Annotated in this window: 18 protein-coding genes; all 18 read right to left on the bottom strand. The window is 41.1% G+C overall.

What is annotated here, in order from left to right; translation table 11 throughout:
• A partial coding sequence (locus tag AB1488_05560; GenBank protein MEW6409563.1) for a hypothetical protein occupies nucleotides 1-730 on the bottom strand: 730 nt, incomplete at its 3' end.
• 26 nt (nucleotides 731-756) lie between these two features.
• Nucleotides 757-1,680, bottom strand: coding sequence for a phosphate/phosphite/phosphonate ABC transporter substrate-binding protein (gene phnD, locus AB1488_05555; GenBank protein ID MEW6409562.1), 924 nt, complete (start codon nucleotides 1,678-1,680; stop codon nucleotides 757-759).
• Nucleotides 1,681-1,730: 50 nt separating this feature from the next.
• A complete protein-coding gene (locus tag AB1488_05550) occupies nucleotides 1,731-2,975 on the bottom strand; it encodes a hypothetical protein (GenBank protein MEW6409561.1) in 1,245 nt (414 codons plus the stop codon).
• Nucleotides 2,976-3,005: 30 nt separating this feature from the next.
• Nucleotides 3,006-3,794 (bottom strand): outer membrane lipoprotein-sorting protein, encoded by a 789-nt coding sequence (locus AB1488_05545; protein MEW6409560.1) that lies wholly within the window; start codon nucleotides 3,792-3,794, stop codon nucleotides 3,006-3,008.
• Nucleotides 3,795-4,027: 233 nt separating this feature from the next.
• Entirely contained in the window at nucleotides 4,028-4,171 is a 144-nt protein-coding gene (locus AB1488_05540) for a DUF2892 domain-containing protein (protein ID MEW6409559.1), read from the bottom strand.
• Nucleotide 4,172: 1 nt separating this feature from the next.
• Nucleotides 4,173-5,579: a YeeE/YedE thiosulfate transporter family protein gene (locus AB1488_05535; protein ID MEW6409558.1), complete on the bottom strand. Its 1,407-nt coding sequence runs from the start codon at nucleotides 5,577-5,579 to the stop codon at nucleotides 4,173-4,175.
• 10 nt (nucleotides 5,580-5,589) lie between these two features.
• A complete protein-coding gene (locus tag AB1488_05530) occupies nucleotides 5,590-6,087 on the bottom strand; it encodes a rhodanese-like domain-containing protein (GenBank protein MEW6409557.1) in 498 nt (165 codons plus the stop codon).
• A 214-nt stretch (nucleotides 6,088-6,301) separates the two neighbouring features.
• On the bottom strand, nucleotides 6,302-6,703 hold the full coding sequence (locus tag AB1488_05525; GenBank protein MEW6409556.1) for a hypothetical protein: 402 nt from the start codon (nucleotides 6,701-6,703) through the stop codon (nucleotides 6,302-6,304).
• A 2-nt stretch (nucleotides 6,704-6,705) separates the two neighbouring features.
• On the bottom strand, nucleotides 6,706-7,533 hold the full coding sequence (locus AB1488_05520) for a cytochrome c3 family protein (GenBank protein ID MEW6409555.1): 828 nt from the start codon (nucleotides 7,531-7,533) through the stop codon (nucleotides 6,706-6,708).
• Entirely contained in the window at nucleotides 7,530-9,881 is a 2,352-nt protein-coding gene (locus AB1488_05515; GenBank protein ID MEW6409554.1) for an MMPL family transporter, read from the bottom strand. Before AB1488_05515 ends, AB1488_05520 begins: the two co-directional genes overlap by 4 nt.
• A 48-nt stretch (nucleotides 9,882-9,929) precedes the next feature.
• A complete protein-coding gene (locus AB1488_05510; protein ID MEW6409553.1) occupies nucleotides 9,930-10,286 on the bottom strand; it encodes a metalloregulator ArsR/SmtB family transcription factor in 357 nt (118 codons plus the stop codon).
• Nucleotide 10,287: 1 nt separating this feature from the next.
• Nucleotides 10,288-10,461, bottom strand: a complete 174-nt coding sequence (locus AB1488_05505) for a hypothetical protein (GenBank protein MEW6409552.1) — start codon at nucleotides 10,459-10,461, stop codon at nucleotides 10,288-10,290.
• A 135-nt stretch (nucleotides 10,462-10,596) separates the two neighbouring features.
• Nucleotides 10,597-11,247, bottom strand: a complete 651-nt coding sequence (gene thiE / locus AB1488_05500; GenBank protein MEW6409551.1) for a thiamine phosphate synthase — start codon at nucleotides 11,245-11,247, stop codon at nucleotides 10,597-10,599.
• Nucleotides 11,244-12,578 carry an acetyl-CoA carboxylase biotin carboxylase subunit gene (accC, locus tag AB1488_05495; protein ID MEW6409550.1) on the bottom strand — a complete coding sequence of 445 codons (1,335 nt, stop codon included), beginning with the start codon at nucleotides 12,576-12,578 and terminating at the stop codon, nucleotides 11,244-11,246. Before accC ends, thiE begins: the two co-directional genes overlap by 4 nt.
• 134 nt (nucleotides 12,579-12,712) lie before the next feature.
• Nucleotides 12,713-13,165 (bottom strand): acetyl-CoA carboxylase biotin carboxyl carrier protein, encoded by a 453-nt coding sequence (gene accB / locus AB1488_05490; GenBank protein MEW6409549.1) that lies wholly within the window; start codon nucleotides 13,163-13,165, stop codon nucleotides 12,713-12,715.
• A gap of 1 nt (nucleotide 13,166) precedes the next feature.
• The gene (gene efp / locus AB1488_05485) at nucleotides 13,167-13,730 is read right to left on the bottom strand and encodes an elongation factor P (protein ID MEW6409548.1); all 564 of its coding nucleotides are present in this window, start codon (nucleotides 13,728-13,730) and stop codon (nucleotides 13,167-13,169) included.
• Between the two features lie 42 nt (nucleotides 13,731-13,772).
• Nucleotides 13,773-14,873, bottom strand: coding sequence for a Xaa-Pro peptidase family protein (locus AB1488_05480; GenBank protein ID MEW6409547.1), 1,101 nt, complete (start codon nucleotides 14,871-14,873; stop codon nucleotides 13,773-13,775).
• Nucleotides 14,870-14,995: type II 3-dehydroquinate dehydratase (locus AB1488_05475; protein MEW6409546.1), on the bottom strand; the 126-nt coding region annotated here is incomplete at its 5' end. The genes AB1488_05475 and AB1488_05480, both read right to left, overlap by 4 nt.

The following is a 14,995-nucleotide window of genomic DNA, read 5'->3' as shown; positions in this document are numbered from 1 at the left end:
GCTTGCCAAGTTCATCCCGTCTATCTTTAAGCTCGAGATATTTCTGCTCAAGGTCTCCATGCGTTTTTATGCCGTCCATTATCCTCGAAAGTCTTATCACTGGTTTTGAAAGAACCTTTGCACCGATACTTATAATCAGGAGAGAGAGAAAAGAAAATAGAATGGCGATGGTAGTGATTTCCTTCTTCAGAGAATCCACAGATTTATGGACTTCTTTCATAGAAAGTCCGATTCGTATAACACCCCAATTCTTGGTATCTATATTCAGGGGGGCTGTTATTCTTAGAATCGGATCTTTCTGTGACCCTCTATAGGCTATCTCTGTTTTAAGGTTTGTAAGAACTCCCAATATCGATTCATCCACATATACCTTACTATACTCATAGATATCGCTATGAGCAAGAATCCCTCCCTTATTATCAAGAATCATTACATACCTTACTCTCTTATCCCGTTCAATTAAATTCATTATGAAATAGTCAAGGTAGTCAATGAGATCCTGATCATCCATCATACCAAGTTCGTTGTATACCATCACATTTGTCAACATAAGTCGGCTTATCTCGGCGAGAACATTCCCCTGATTTATTATATCTTGCTTATACAATTTCTCTTCTCTTGAGAGGATGAAGAAGATTCCTATCGTAGTAAAAATAAAAATACACACAGATGCGACAAGGATGAACTTCCCCTGAAGGCTGAATATCCACTTCTTGAGTTTCTCAACCATATGTTCAGTTTAGTAGCCAGAACTGTTTATTGTATCTTTATACCCTTCTTTAAACATTGTATATTTACACCATTTTTACTTAAATAGTTCATCATTTTACATATGGATTCATAATCATAGTCTGTTGCCTCAGCAAATCCGTATCTGAACTCTTCGTCCCATTGCTCCATCATCTTGCGGTGTTTGGGATTGTTGTAATCTAAAGAGAGGAGTGCTTTTTTTATGGCGTCTATAATCTTAGGTGATACATCTGCCCGCACAACTATAGGCAGTCCTGGTATTGGGTCAGAGATATCTATGATCTTTAGCCCTCTGTCTTTAAACCTGTTTGCAACAGAGTCTATGACAGCCCCTGCATCAAAGTTTCCCCTCAAAACTTCTCTTGCAACAGAGTCGTGGTACTTCAAGTTTACATATCGTGAAAAATCCTCAAGTCTTAAACCTCCTTTGAAATAAAGATGATAGAGGGGTGCGAGGTTCCCTGAGGTTGATAGTTTCGATGCAAAAGCAATAGATTTCCCTTTAAGGTCTGAAAGTGCGTTAATCTCTTTGTTTTCAGCTCTTGTAATGAATACACATCTGTAAAAAGGCTTACCATCTGCACCAACAGGTCTCAGGATTGGAATCACACCAAATTCCTTTTTTGCTATAGAATATGTAACACCACCGAGCAATGCAACCTGCACCTTGTTGGTTTTAAGAAAATTTATTATATCCCTGTAGTCCTGACTGAGTTTCAGCACAAACCTATATGGTGTATTTTTTGTAAGATAGTCCATGAGAGGCTGGTATCTCTGATACATTACAATAGGATGGTAAAGGGTTATGGCACTGAAATAGACCGTTGCCTTTTTCTGTTCAGAAATATCCTCTGTGTGAACAGCTTTGGCTTCACTTGTGTAAAGTATTGCAGGAATTATAAGAAGGGTTAGTATCTTACCTACTCTCACCTTTCTCCTCCGTCACGCACATTTTAACATGAAATTAACATGAAATAAAGTTAAAATTCATATCTTACGACGGTATAGATGTTATCATCCTTGTTGAGTTGACCGAACTCTGTATGAGGTTTGCCTCCACCGAAAACATTTCCACCGATTGCAAACCATACATGGTCAGAGAGGCTGTATTTAAATTCAGGGTTAATCATATAATCCTTATCAGAGGGGCTATAAAATGTAAAGAGCGAAAGTTTTATCGTCTGGTATTTAAGAAGCTGTGTGAGCCTGAGAGTTGTCAGCTGTTTTAATCTCTTATCTCTCGGAGAACCTGGGGATAGCGAGTTTTTGTATTCTGTATATCTATGCATATATTCGCTGTAATATTGAATACCAATCGTAAAGTCTTCCCAGAGTTGCCTGTTATATCCTACGAGTCCTCTTGTCTGAGAATTTGGTATCATCGAGTTCTTCCCTGCCCTGTCTTCCTTTGAATCATAATAACCTCCTTCGAGGCTTACTACACCCTCGAGCATCCTCCCCTGAAGGCTGAAACCATACACAGAGAGCCTCGGATAAAAATATGTTATATACTTGGGGGAATCAGGATTATCAACCATCATTGCGGGCTTTCTATGAAATCCCCTGTAGGCATATAATGCGGCATCCATTCCGAGGATATCTCTGTATATCCTGACAGCATACTCTGTATTCTTTACCCTCGGGTTCGGCTCTTTTTCGCTCCTTTCTTTAACATTAGGCATTGAATCATACATGATGAAACGCTCTGACTTAGGGTAATTATTGGACTTAAAAAATGGAATCGCAACAAGTTCTATAGATGTAACCTTCGGATAAAGACCTACCTTTACCGCATCAACGCCTCTCTTTAGATACTCCATGGGTCTTCCAGAGAAGAATGCTTCATAATCCTTTGGAAATACATCGTTTATAAATATCAGATCTCCAACGCCCCATGTGAACATCTGCTTGCCGAGCCTCGCATCCCAGTTCTTTACGGCATAGTCCACATACGCCTCTCTGAATTCAACATCTGCCTTTTCATTAATATGTTCACCTATGAGGTCTGTCTTTGTAAAAAACCTGAATGCCTTTATACCTCCATCTATCTTAAGCTGAATCCTCTCATCTGCCCATACGAGGTCTCCGCCTTTGCTTTCTGGTGGACGGTCTCCTGTAACCCTTGCCGAGTAATTTCCCTGAACAAAACCATGTAGAGAGATATCTTCAGCAAATGCAGGAGCTACAATGAACAACACTATCAATGGGAAAAACACTATTAACACTCTTAATCCTTAATCCTTAATTCTTAATCCTTAATCAATCCATCTTCTTTCAGGTTTTCTGAGATACCTTTCTGTGAATGCATCGTCAGGTAATCCGATGTTATACTCTGTCTTTTTGAATGTGACCTCAGTCCTGTGCCCGCTCTGGAGGTTCTTCATCGTCCTTTTTGTGACTGTTGGAAATCCTTTTACATCCTTTATCTCATCTGCTGTGAAGACCTTGTAAAGTTCTCTTTTCCTATCATAATATTCTTCCTTCAGTGGTAGAGAGTTGGCTTTATCGATCCATGAGAGTTTGTAACTGTAATCTACATCTCCTGCCTTTGGAGTGCTCTTTATTACATAACAATCTTTCCCTCCAAGTTTTTCTTCCTTTACAATGGCATGTGTATCATCCTCGATGTCCCTTCCAGAGACATCTTCATAAGTGAAATCAGAGCCTACGAAACTTGAACGCTTGTCCTGTGCAGCAATGCGTCTCACCATGTTTATGGCAGGGACAAAGAGCCATCTGTCATCGTCTTTCGCAGGATACTTATAAACCATAAATGTCATATCTCTGACATCAGCAGGCTGGAAGAAGTATATGAAATACTTCTGATTTCCACCTACATCGCCATAATTCTTTCTCAACATGGTAAGTTCCCTTATCCTCTCCGCCCCACCTTTGCTTATGAGCTTCATCATCACTCTTGCCTTAAAATCCTTGCCATGATAAAGAAAGGAAGCCTGTGATTTTTTCATGACTTCGTCTGCTGTAATGGCAAATGCCTCAAGCGGAAGCAATATCATTACTAAAAAGACCAAAAACCTTCTCATCTTAAACCTCCTCTTTTTCTTTTATCTGTCATTCCGTGCTTGACACGGAATCCAGGGTTTCCTGTGGAAACAGGAATCCAATTCCTTTGTATAGTTCCCTCCTTTCACGGGGATGGCGTCTGGATTCCTGCTTTCGCAGGAATGACATCAGTGTTTTGTAACTTTTTACTTTCTACTTCTTATTTCTCACTTTTCTTATCTATCCCCATCGCCCTGAGGATTGGCATCATCGGTCACCAGTTCGTAAAGGCTGACTGAAAGAGATTCAGTCCCATTATTGCAGTGAGTATAAGCCATGTAGGAGAATGCACCTGTGCCAGAATTAAACTTAACAAGACTACAACTCCTGCTATCCCTCTAAGAATTCTTTCTATCATCTTACACCCCCTGTTTTCCTTTATAAACTTTTTTGTTTTCTTCATGTAGCCCCTTTAAAAATACTTCATCTGTAGACTTAGTGACATACTCCTTCGGCGTTACCCGTGCTATCTGTGAACCTTTCTTTATCGCCCATATAAGGAGAGCAAAAAGAATAGCAGTATAAAGGAATGCAAAGCCGTACTGGATATACGGATTATCCGGTAGAAGCTCAAGCATATTCTTTTCCTTCAGGATTCCCCTTGAGAAGAAGATCGCATCTAATTCGTCCTTGTATAAAGTATATGGCAGATATCCCAGTATGAAGCCAGGCAAGGCTGCCAGCCCCGTAAGATATGCCATTCCGAGCCTTGCGTATGATCTTATCTCACAGCCTATCATTAGAACTGCTCCAATACCAAGCAGAGGTCCACCTACGAGATGTCCTAAGTGGAATCCCCATTTATACCTGCCTGATTCTACCACTACTGGCACATCCCATCCTAAAACTATCCATGTAAACAGAATTGTAAGATTAAGCATAAGTATTGCAACGAGAAGCCCAGCAAAGGGCATCAGTCCTGTAAACATGGTTTGGGTTATCTTAGCTATCTTCATAGCCTCAAAATGTTTTGGCTTAAAAAGGAGGGACTTTGGTGCCATTACAGCACATTCCGTCCCAAATCCTGATTTAGCAATACCAAAGCCCATAAGAAATCCAGCAAGCCCCTTAATCAGAATTCCACCCAATGGCAGCTCACCAATGCTATTTGGTGATTCGCCTTTAAATGTTGTCCAGGCTACTGATACTACCAATAGGAGGAAAAAACTGGTGAAGATAAGCCTAATGGGTTCTTTATATGGTTTGTGTTCAGGGTCATAACCCAGGGTATCAATCTGGTATTCAAGTTCGACACATCTCAGGACAGTAGTCTTTACTTCCTGATGTTTCATGAATCCTCCTACATTCAACTTTGCCATTACCATAAAGGCGAGATATGCAAAGGGAATGCTTACGATTGCAACAACTATAGATGTGAGGCTCATGGCAGGGATTCCCCCAAGATAATGCCATGTTGTGCATCCCTGAGCAATCCTTGTGCCAAAGCCAAAGATTGCCCCACCAGCAAAGGCAAGAATCACAGTACGCAATGGGTATCTCACCCATGTCTTTCTTTCCCGCTCCAGCAATGTCACAAGACACGCTCCAAATATTATTCCAACTACGACCCAGTGGATATCAGCGCTGTAGACCCTTGTAATCAAATCCGTCTTAGTGATATTTTCTTCGATAGTGCCAAACATCTTTGCAAGCCCTGTTGTTATCGGTATGGGTGTCTCATACTTGAGAAAATATAACACCTCTGCAAGTCCGACAAGAAAACCGCCCCATACAAACGACCATGGTTTTGTTAGAATATTTCTCATATGGGATTCCTCATTTCTTTATGGGGTAATTTTTTGTTGCTGCTTTGTTTATTACTCTTTTCATTGCCTCTCCTCCGCCGTAACCCTTAATCCATGCAGAATAGCCGAATGCCATTGTGTAGGCGTCATAGCCGAGCACCCTCAAAGGCACTATCGGCAGATTCTGGAGCTGCCCTGTAGCACAGATAAGGACTATCTTTTTGTCTTTTGGGAGTTTTTTAAGGTTTTCTGGTTTTAGTATCTCATTATAAGGTATGTATATCGCCCCCGGAATATGTCCTTCCTTGTACTCCTCCAATCTCGGTCTGACATCTACAACAAGGAAATCCGCCTTTTTTGTCTTTATCCACATATAGATTTCATCTGCAGTCACCTGCCAGTGACCTTCTGCCATACCTTTCATTAGCACATCAGACATTTTTTTAGCCGTGTCATCCTGTGCAAATGCTGGCAATGCCATGAAAATAATGACAACTGATAAAATCAAACACATTTTAAGCTTCCTCATTACCTCCTCCTTAAATTCCTTTACTAATACGGTCATTAGTAACGGTACACGTACTATTATGCGTCATTCCCGGACTCTCTTTCCGTCATGCCCGAAGTTCTTAATCGGGCATCCATGAAGTTCTGGATTCCCCGATCAAGTCGGGGAATGACAGAAATATTAAACTCTTAAACTTTTAATCATTCAGGGGTCACGCCCCTGTTTTAATCTACTCTCAGCCTATGGCAAGTCGAAAGTCCTTCACTTCCTTAATCACATTTTTGAGTTTTGCACCTATCTGCCCTGCTATATCTCGCCAGCTCATCTGTGTTTTCCTCATTTTCGCAATCTCCTTGACCTGCCATTTTGACAGATTTGATAAGACAAGTATCGCAACTACCTCTCCTGGAGGAAACTCTTTAATCAAACTCTTAATTACCCCAGGACTTTGAGTCTCAAAGAAGTAAGCCTCGACTTTCTTCTCAAATCTCTTGATATTATTAGACTGTCGTTCATTAATCTTCTTTATCAATTGCTCCAATTTCTCTGGGTCTGACTGTCTTTCTACACAAGAGGTCAGAGGCAGGAAAAAGGTAGAAACAAGAAGTATAACCAGAACTTTTTTGACTCTTACCATATTTACCTTACCTCCTTATTTTTTGGTGGGAACTTCTCAGCGATTCTTATTTTCCCGTGTTCTATCCTTGGGTGACACCAGAGGCAGTCAAGCTGATTCTTTGTGACATGGTTTAAATGCATGAATCTAACGTCCTCGTACATCTCAGTCTTCTCTACATGGCAAAAATAACACTTCTCCTTGGGGACGATGCCCTTACCCCTTGTTACTTCTGTATGGCATTGGTTGCATTTATATCCTGCCTTCATTGCCTCATCATGGGAAAAGGTCTTACCCTTCACCACTATGGGCTGCTTCGGAGCTGTATGGCATGAAGGACATCCTGTAACCGCCTGACCAGGGGAGACTCCTTTAAAGTGGCAGAGAAAACATACATCCATCGAAATCTTCACATGTTCCCCCTGAACTATGTCTGAATGGCAGCTTCTACAATGGAGCTTTATACCTCTTTTTATCTCTGTAAAATGTGGCATATGGTCGAAGTTTATGCCCCTCTTTGTAGATATGGCCTTTGATTCGATCAGTCGCCTGTCATGGCAGCCTGACTGGAGGCAATTCTTATCGAGAACAGTAGTCCTGGGCCTCGGATTGTATGTCCCTGCCCAAAGTCTTAGCTGGCCTGAGACCGCATTGAGAGGCGTATAAACATGACACTTAAGGCAATCAACCCTGTTATGGGTTGATGTCTCCCACTTCTTATAAAAGGGGGTCATGAAATGGCAGACATTACAATTCTCTGGGGATTTGAACATCACCTCTTTTACATAAAAATAGGCACCAAGAACTACTCCAACAAATACCATACAAATTATGAGAACCTTTTTGCTCATTTCTTCCCCATCTTAAATAGCCAGCCCTGCATCAATGTTATCAGAGCTGGCAAATAGATTATTGTCATTAAAGCACTCAGCATCATCATACTCACAATAAATGCACCTACAGTGATATACGGTGTTAATGATGCAAACAGCATTACAGAGAATGCAGCCGCAAAGAGTACTGCATTACGCATTATCCCTTTGCCGGGCCTCGCAGCGGTCCACAATAACGAATCAGTCAATAGTCGAGAGTCGAGAGTCGAGAGTTTTTCTTTTTCTTGACTCCCGACTCCTGACTCCTGACTTTCGACTAATCTCTGTTTAAACCTGCTTATAAAATGAATAGCAAAGTCAACAGCCATACCGAGTGAAAGGCAGGAAAGCACAGATATTGGCATGTCAAAATCCTTGCCGATGTAACCCACTACTCCATATATAAGGAGTACCGTAAAAAGGAGGGGAATGTATCCAACTATTGCCCATTTAAGGGAGCGGAAATTAAAGGCGAGGATAACGAAAACAGCTATCAAGGCAATTATAAAGCCCCTTACCATATCCCAGAGCACTTCATCGTTCCATACGAGATTGAAATAGGCAATGCCTGATGGCTTGAATTCCATAGGAGTGGGATGAGCCTTTTTGTATTCATCCACTGCCTTTATTACATCCCTCATTGCCTGTGCATCCCATGTCTTTAGCTGTACCCATATATTCGCCTTCTGAAACGGATAGTCCACAACATTATCCAGATCAGATGGTTTTGCAGACATGCTGAATAAAAAGAGATATTGTCCTATTGTCTCCTTTGTCTCCGGTACTACATCGTATTCAGGGTCGTCATTATGAAGAACGCGATTTATTCTCTTTACATAATCCACAACAGATGTGGTCTTACCAACCACAGAGAGTTTTTCAAGATGTCTCTGAAGTCCTTCGATATATCGCATTGCCTCAGGGGTCTTTATAAAGTCTTCTTCTTTCGAGATACTCACGACATAGCCGAGAGATGTTCCACCGAGTGCAGCATTCATCACCCTGTCTGCTGTTCTTACCTCACTTGCAGGCTTAAACCACTTAACCATGTTATTATTAACAACTATCTTTGTTGTCCCGATGACTGCGACAATAAGGAGTATGAGACCGACAAAGACAGTTGCCTTTGGCTTATGGGCACCAAAACTACCGAGACCTCTAAGCAGTCGTGCTGTCCTGCTCACTCCGATATCCTCCCTCTCTGATGCCTTTTCTATCTTTTCCTCTTTTATAAATGTGAGGATTGCAGGGATGAAGCTGAAGCTTAAAAGCCTTAAAACTATTGTTCCAAATGCCACAAGACCTCCAAAGACCTTAACTGGAATTATGTGCATTAACATAAGCACAGCAAAGCCTGCTGCTGTGGCGAGCGCTGTATAACGGACGGGACGCCCAACTGCATTCATGGTCTCAAGGATTGCAACCCTTTTATCTTTCCTTTCACGGTATCGAAAATAATACTCATTAAAGATATGAATACTATCAGTGGCTATGGCCATTAAAAACACAGGACTCATAGAGCTCATTATGTGAATAGGGAAACCAATCCCTATAAGTAATCCCATAGACCAGATAATACTTATCATCGCAACCATCATCATGGAGATAGATAGAGAAAGGTTTCTGAACATAAGATAAATAGCGATAAACATTATCATGCCTGCTATCGGAGAGAAAATAGCCATAAGTTTAAACATATCAGCCCCAAAGGTGTCTCTGGCTACAGGGTCGCCTGCGATATAGTATTTTTCATCGCCCTTTTCTTTCTTAACAATCTCCCTTATCCGGTCTGCTATTTCTTTACCATTAGCGCCCTTCTCAAGGGGCACATAGATAGCAGTAGTCTTTCCATCCTTTGATATGATGCGGTTTATAAAAAGTGGATTTTCAAAGAGCATCTTTTTCAATCTCTCCATCTCTTCACCAGTTTTTGGAACATCTGTCATAAGAGGAGCTACTTTTAAAATTCCTGCCTCTGCTGTGACATTGGTAATAGTTGGAAAACTATTAACATCCCTCGATGCAACACCCTTGATTTTCAGGATTTCATCTGTTATTCTTTGAATCTTTCCGAGGGTATCTTTATTCAGGATGCCCTTTTCATTAACTATCCCAAGGACTATCATGTCTTCATAAAGGCCAAATATTCTGTCAACCTCATCATTCCACATCCTCACATCCGATGTCTTAGGAAGCATGTGTTTGGGATTTGTATCTATCTTCATCTTTGGAAACTGTGTCATGAAGGTAAAGGTGAAGATTATCGATAGTAATACGATTAACCTTGGATGTTTAACAGAGAATTCAACAAGAGATAATTTTCGCATAAGGAACCTCCAAAAAAGAGATTTTAAAAAGGTTTCAACTAACTTACACTAATCACTGACATTCGCTGCAAGATGTTTAGCAAGCCTGTGACCTTCATTAAGTTGCTCAATCAGAACCTCACGCATAAGGATACATGCCTGGATAACCTTCGGATTTGCGACGCTATAGTAGATGTTGAGACCTTCACGCCTTGTCCTGAGAATCCCTTTCCCTCTGAGTAAAGCAAGATGCTGGGATACATTTGCCTTCGATGTGCCGAGTATCTCAACAAGATCACTTACTGTAAGCTCTCCTTCTCTAAGTGCATTAAGTATCTCAAGTCTTTTAGGGTTTGCGAATATCTTGCATATCTCTGCATGGAGCTCATATAATTTTTTATCCATCTCTTTCTTTTCTCTTTCCATCTCAATTATCTATTTCACCCCGCACCACAAGGAAGCCACGCCCCGCACCAAAAACTTTTGGTGTCGGGGCACGGGTGTAAACTCGTGGAGGAATGGTCATTGATCCCGAAGGGTAATAACCCTGAAGCCACACCTGTAAAGGCGTGGTGCGGGGTTCACACTTTAATGGTTTCATAGTTTATTTGTTTCGAAACTATAAAGTTTTGAAGTTTATATCATACTAAATTTTGTTTGTCAAGCAATTTTTGGGAGACTTTCCCGAATTTGATGCAGAAATTGTGAGAAAATGCTAAAAATATCAAATTAAAAGTTATCGAGGAGTAGAAAAGGCTTCCATAAAAATATGGATGGTATTTTCCAGAGAGTTTTTTGGCAGGCTCACTGCAGATGCGACTGCAACCGCATCTGCACCTGCCTTAACTATTTCTGTAACATTCTCAGGGGTTATACCACCAATGGCAACGATTGGAATAGTAATATGTGGTCTAATTGTCCTCAGCATCTCTATCCCACAGACCTTCGCCTCTTTCTTTGTATCACTCGGAAACATTGCTCCAAGCCCAATATAATCCGCTCCTGCCCTTTGAGCCTCTAATGCCTCAGCGAGGTTATGTGTAGATATACCTATAATTTTATCTGAACCGAGTATTCTCCGTGATACATCTATTGAAAGGTCATCCTGTCCGAGATGCACACCATCTGCATCCACAGCAGCCGCTATATCAACATGGTCATTGATTATAAGGATGGCTTTATAAATGCGTGAAACATTCCTCAGCATCAGGACAGTCTCAAACATCTCCTTCCTGCACAGATCCTTTTCCCTAAACTGAATAATCCTGACTCCTGCCCTCAACACCCTTTCTGCCATCTCTATGTGACCGAGCCCGAATCTGGCATCAGTTATAATATATAGACCTTTTATGGGTGATGAATTGCGGGTAGGGGGTGACGGTTTCATTTAAATTTATCAAGGAAATTGGTTGAGAATTTGCCTTTCTGGAAGTCCTGATCCCTCAGTATCTTCTTGTGGAGAGGAATTGTTGTATTTATACCTTCAATGATAAACTCATCCAGTGCCCGCATCATCCTCAAGATTGCATCCTGGCGATTATCGGCATGGACAATAAGTTTTGCTATTAATGAGTCATAATATGGGAGTATCTTGTAGTTATTGTAAATCGCAGTATCAACCCTTACACCCATACCACCTGGAATATTACACGCCGTAATCCTACCTGAAGATGGCATAAAATTTGTTGAATCTTCAGCATTTATACGACACTCTATACTATGTCCCTTAACTGTTATGTCTGATTGCCTGAATGATAGTGGGATACCAACTGCTATCTTTATTTGTTCCTTTACGATATCTATGCCCGTAACCATCTCCGTGACGGGATGTTCAACCTGTATCCTTGTATTCATCTCCATGAAATAAAACTTACCATTTTTATCCACGATAAACTCTATAGTCCCTGTGTTTCTGTATCCAATTGCCTTTGATGCCTTCACTGCTGCCTCACCAAGTTTTCTCCTGAGTTTCTCACTCACAAAAGAAGAGGGGGCTTCTTCGACAAGTTTCTGGTGTCTTCTCTGTATCGAACATTCTCTTTCGCCGAGATGAACGATATTATTTCTCCCATCAGCGAGTATCTGAACCTCTATATGTCTCGGTTCAGAGATATACTTTTCTATATAGATCTCGTCATTCCCGAAGGCTGCTATCGCCTCTCTCTGTGCAATTGCAAATGCATGCTGGAACTCTTCTTCTTTATATGCAATTCTCATGCCTCTCCCACCACCACCTGCTGATGCCTTGATAACCACAGGATAACCTACCTTCCTTGCAACTTTGAGTGCAACCTTATCTGAGTGTAGTGGACCATCGCTTCCAGGAATCACAGGAATCCCCGCCTTTCTCATTACCTCCCTTGCCTTTGCCTTATCTCCTGCTATTTTTATGTTGTCAGGTGTTGGTCCTATAAACTTTATACCTGCAGAGTCGCAGACCTCAGCAAAGTTTGAATTCTCTGAGAGAAAGCCATAGCCAGGGTGAATTGCCTCAGAATCAGTTATCTCAGCAGCGCTAAGAATACCAGGAATATTTCTGTAGCTTGCGTCACTATCCGCAGGACCCACACAAACACTTTCATCTGCAAACCGTACATGGAGGGAGTTCCTATCTACATCGGAGTGTATAACAACAGTCCTTATGCCCATTTCCTTGCATGTCCTTATTATCCGGAGGGCTATCTCACCCCTGTTGGCAATTAGTATTTTCTTGAACATTTATGGCTCTTCGGTCTATTTCTTTAGTGTTTATTGAAGACAACACTTAGAAATTCAAAATTAAAAAGGCGAATTTGAAATTTAAAATTCAGCATTCCATAATTTTGCATTTTGATTTTTACATTTTAAATTTTCTATATCGGTTCTATTAAAAATAGTGGCTCTCCATACTCCACAGGGTGCCCATTCTCAACTAATATCTTTACAACCTTTCCATCATACTCAGATTCTATCTCATTCATAAGCTTCATCGCCTCTATAATGCATAGAATCTGTCCTTTTCTGACAGTATCGTCTTCTTCTACATATGGCTTTGCATCCGGCGCAGATGCCCTGTAAAAAGTCCCCACTATAGGGGATTTAACGGTTATAATCTTTTCTACGACTGATGTTTCTTTCGCCTCCTGTTTTATCCCAACCCCCTGAAGTTCTATCCCAATCTCTGGTTCTTTCTTCGCCGTTTCTCTCACCACATTTGGCATCCACCTTTTTATTCTGATCTTAGAACCTGATTTTTCAATCTCTATCTCTTCTATGTCAGTATCACCAAGCAGTTCAATGAGGTCCTTCAATTCTTTAAGATTCATCTCATCTCACCCTTTCTATGTATTCGGAAGTCCTTGTATCTACTCTTATTGTATCACCCGATTCAAGATGTAATGGAACCTTAACTACTGCACCTGTTTCAAGTTTTGCTGGTTTATAGCTTCCACTTACAGTATTTCCTCTCACCCCAGGATCGGTCTCTACTATCTTGAGTTCTACAAAAAGTGGGAGGTCAATGCCTATCGGTGTATCATTATGGAACAGAACCTTAATAGTCATCCCATCTTTTATAAATTTTTTGTTTTCACCAAGCTGGTCGTCGGTAAGGGATACCTGCTCGAAGGTCTCGGTATCCATAAAGTAATAAATTCTCTCTGTGGTATATAGATATTGCATCTCTTTTTCTGATAAGTTTGGCTCATCAACCTTTTCCCCTGATCTGAATGTCCTGTCAATTACATTACCTGTCTTGAGACTCTTAAGTTTTGTCCTGACAAAGGCGCCACCCTTGCCTGGCTTGACATGCAAGAATTCAACTATTATATACGGCTCACCATCAACTTCTATCTTCAGGCCATTTCTGAACTCACTCGTTGAAATCGGCATAACTGGAATCCTTAATCCTTAATCCTTAATCCTTAATCCTCACTATTTCGGCAGACTTGTCAACACCTCACATCCATCTTCTGTTACAAGAACCATATCTTCTATTCTTACACCTCCAAGGCCGGGCACATAGACACCGGGCTCGACCGTAAAGACCATACCCTTAAGAAGTGTTGAGTGTTGAGTGTTGAGTGTTGAGTCTGTGCTCTGTTTTATAATAGGTGATTCATGCACAGAAAGTCCTATACCGTGTCCAGTGCCATGACCAAAATATTCACCAAGATTAGCTTCTGTAATAATATTGCGTGCGACCGAATCAAGCTCGGACACGGATATACCCGGCTTTATAGCCTTTATTGTCTCTTGTTGCGCATATAGGACAATATCATATATATTCTGCATCTTATCTCCAGTATTACCAATGAAGAGTGCTCTTGTTATATCCGAGAAATATCCGTCTGCCTCAGCACCCCAGTCACATATAACCGCATCACCTTCTTTGATCTTCTTCCTTGATGAAGGTGCATGGGGTAATGCACCCCTGAAACCAGATGCAACAATAAACTCAAATGGTATCCTGCGAGAACCAGATTTTCTGACTTCGTATTCCAGCATTGCTGATACCTCTGATTCCACGGCTCCCTCGGTAACGAGCTCTTTAATTACGGGATAAATCCCCTCAGCCCTTTTTACCGCTGTGCGTATCTTTTCTATCTCTCCTTTGTCTTTTATGGCTCTCATTCCCTCGATGGCATGGCGGAGTGATATAAGCGATATACCCTCAAGGGACTCCTTTAATTTTATATAGTCTTCAAATACGAGGTGTCTGGATTCAAAACCTATCCTCCTGATACCACTGAGATCTTTAATAACTTCTACCACTACATCTATTCCACTGCCCTTTTTTATAACAATATCAAGACCACATACCTCTTCCTCTGCCTGTATCTTGTAGCGAAAATCGGTTATCAGTGTGGGCTTGTTTTTATAAAATATGATATAGGCAGATGAACCACCGAATCCTGATAGATACCTTACATTTTCTATCTTTGTAATAAGGAATGCATCGATATCATGTGCTTCAAGACGGCTTAGCAGTATACGATGTCTATCGACGCAGAACTCTTTCTCTGTCTTTTTCACCTCGAGATAAGCCCTGCTGCAGCCTTTAACCCTAAGAGATAGCTATCTAAACCGAATCCCGTTATCTGTCCTGCAGAAACACCAGCAATCAATGAACGATGTCTGAATTCCTCCCTCTTATA

The sequence above is a fragment of the Nitrospirota bacterium genome (assembly GCA_040756155.1).
In the GTDB taxonomy this organism is placed as follows: Bacteria; Nitrospirota; Thermodesulfovibrionia; order JACRGW01; family JBFLZU01; genus JBFLZU01.
This window is presented reverse-complemented; position numbering and strand designations above follow the sequence as displayed.

What these genes read in the sequence shown, in the direction of transcription:
- AB1488_05545 (MEW6409560.1), bottom strand. Translation starts at nt 3,794, where the DNA reads ATGAGAAGGTTTTTGGTCTTTTTAGTAATGATATTGCTTCCGCTTGAG.
- AB1488_05540 (MEW6409559.1), bottom strand. Translation starts at nt 4,171, where the DNA reads ATGATAGAAAGAATTCTTAGAGGGATAGCAGGAGTTGTAGTCTTGTTA.
- AB1488_05535 (MEW6409558.1), bottom strand. Translation starts at nt 5,579, where the DNA reads ATGAGAAATATTCTAACAAAACCATGGTCGTTTGTATGGGGCGGTTTT.
- AB1488_05530 (MEW6409557.1), bottom strand. Translation starts at nt 6,087, where the DNA reads ATGAGGAAGCTTAAAATGTGTTTGATTTTATCAGTTGTCATTATTTTC.
- AB1488_05525 (MEW6409556.1), bottom strand. Translation starts at nt 6,703, where the DNA reads ATGGTAAGAGTCAAAAAAGTTCTGGTTATACTTCTTGTTTCTACCTTT.
- AB1488_05520 (MEW6409555.1), bottom strand. Translation starts at nt 7,533, where the DNA reads ATGAGCAAAAAGGTTCTCATAATTTGTATGGTATTTGTTGGAGTAGTT.
- AB1488_05515 (MEW6409554.1), bottom strand. Translation starts at nt 9,881, where the DNA reads ATGCGAAAATTATCTCTTGTTGAATTCTCTGTTAAACATCCAAGGTTA.
- AB1488_05510 (MEW6409553.1), bottom strand. Translation starts at nt 10,286, where the DNA reads ATGGAAAGAGAAAAGAAAGAGATGGATAAAAAATTATATGAGCTCCAT.
- AB1488_05505 (MEW6409552.1), bottom strand. Translation starts at nt 10,461, where the DNA reads ATGAAACCATTAAAGTGTGAACCCCGCACCACGCCTTTACAGGTGTGG.
- thiE (MEW6409551.1), bottom strand. Translation starts at nt 11,247, where the DNA reads ATGAAACCGTCACCCCCTACCCGCAATTCATCACCCATAAAAGGTCTA.
- accC (MEW6409550.1), bottom strand. Translation starts at nt 12,578, where the DNA reads ATGTTCAAGAAAATACTAATTGCCAACAGGGGTGAGATAGCCCTCCGG.
- accB (MEW6409549.1), bottom strand. Translation starts at nt 13,165, where the DNA reads ATGAATCTTAAAGAATTGAAGGACCTCATTGAACTGCTTGGTGATACT.
- efp (MEW6409548.1), bottom strand. Translation starts at nt 13,730, where the DNA reads ATGCCGATTTCAACGAGTGAGTTCAGAAATGGCCTGAAGATAGAAGTT.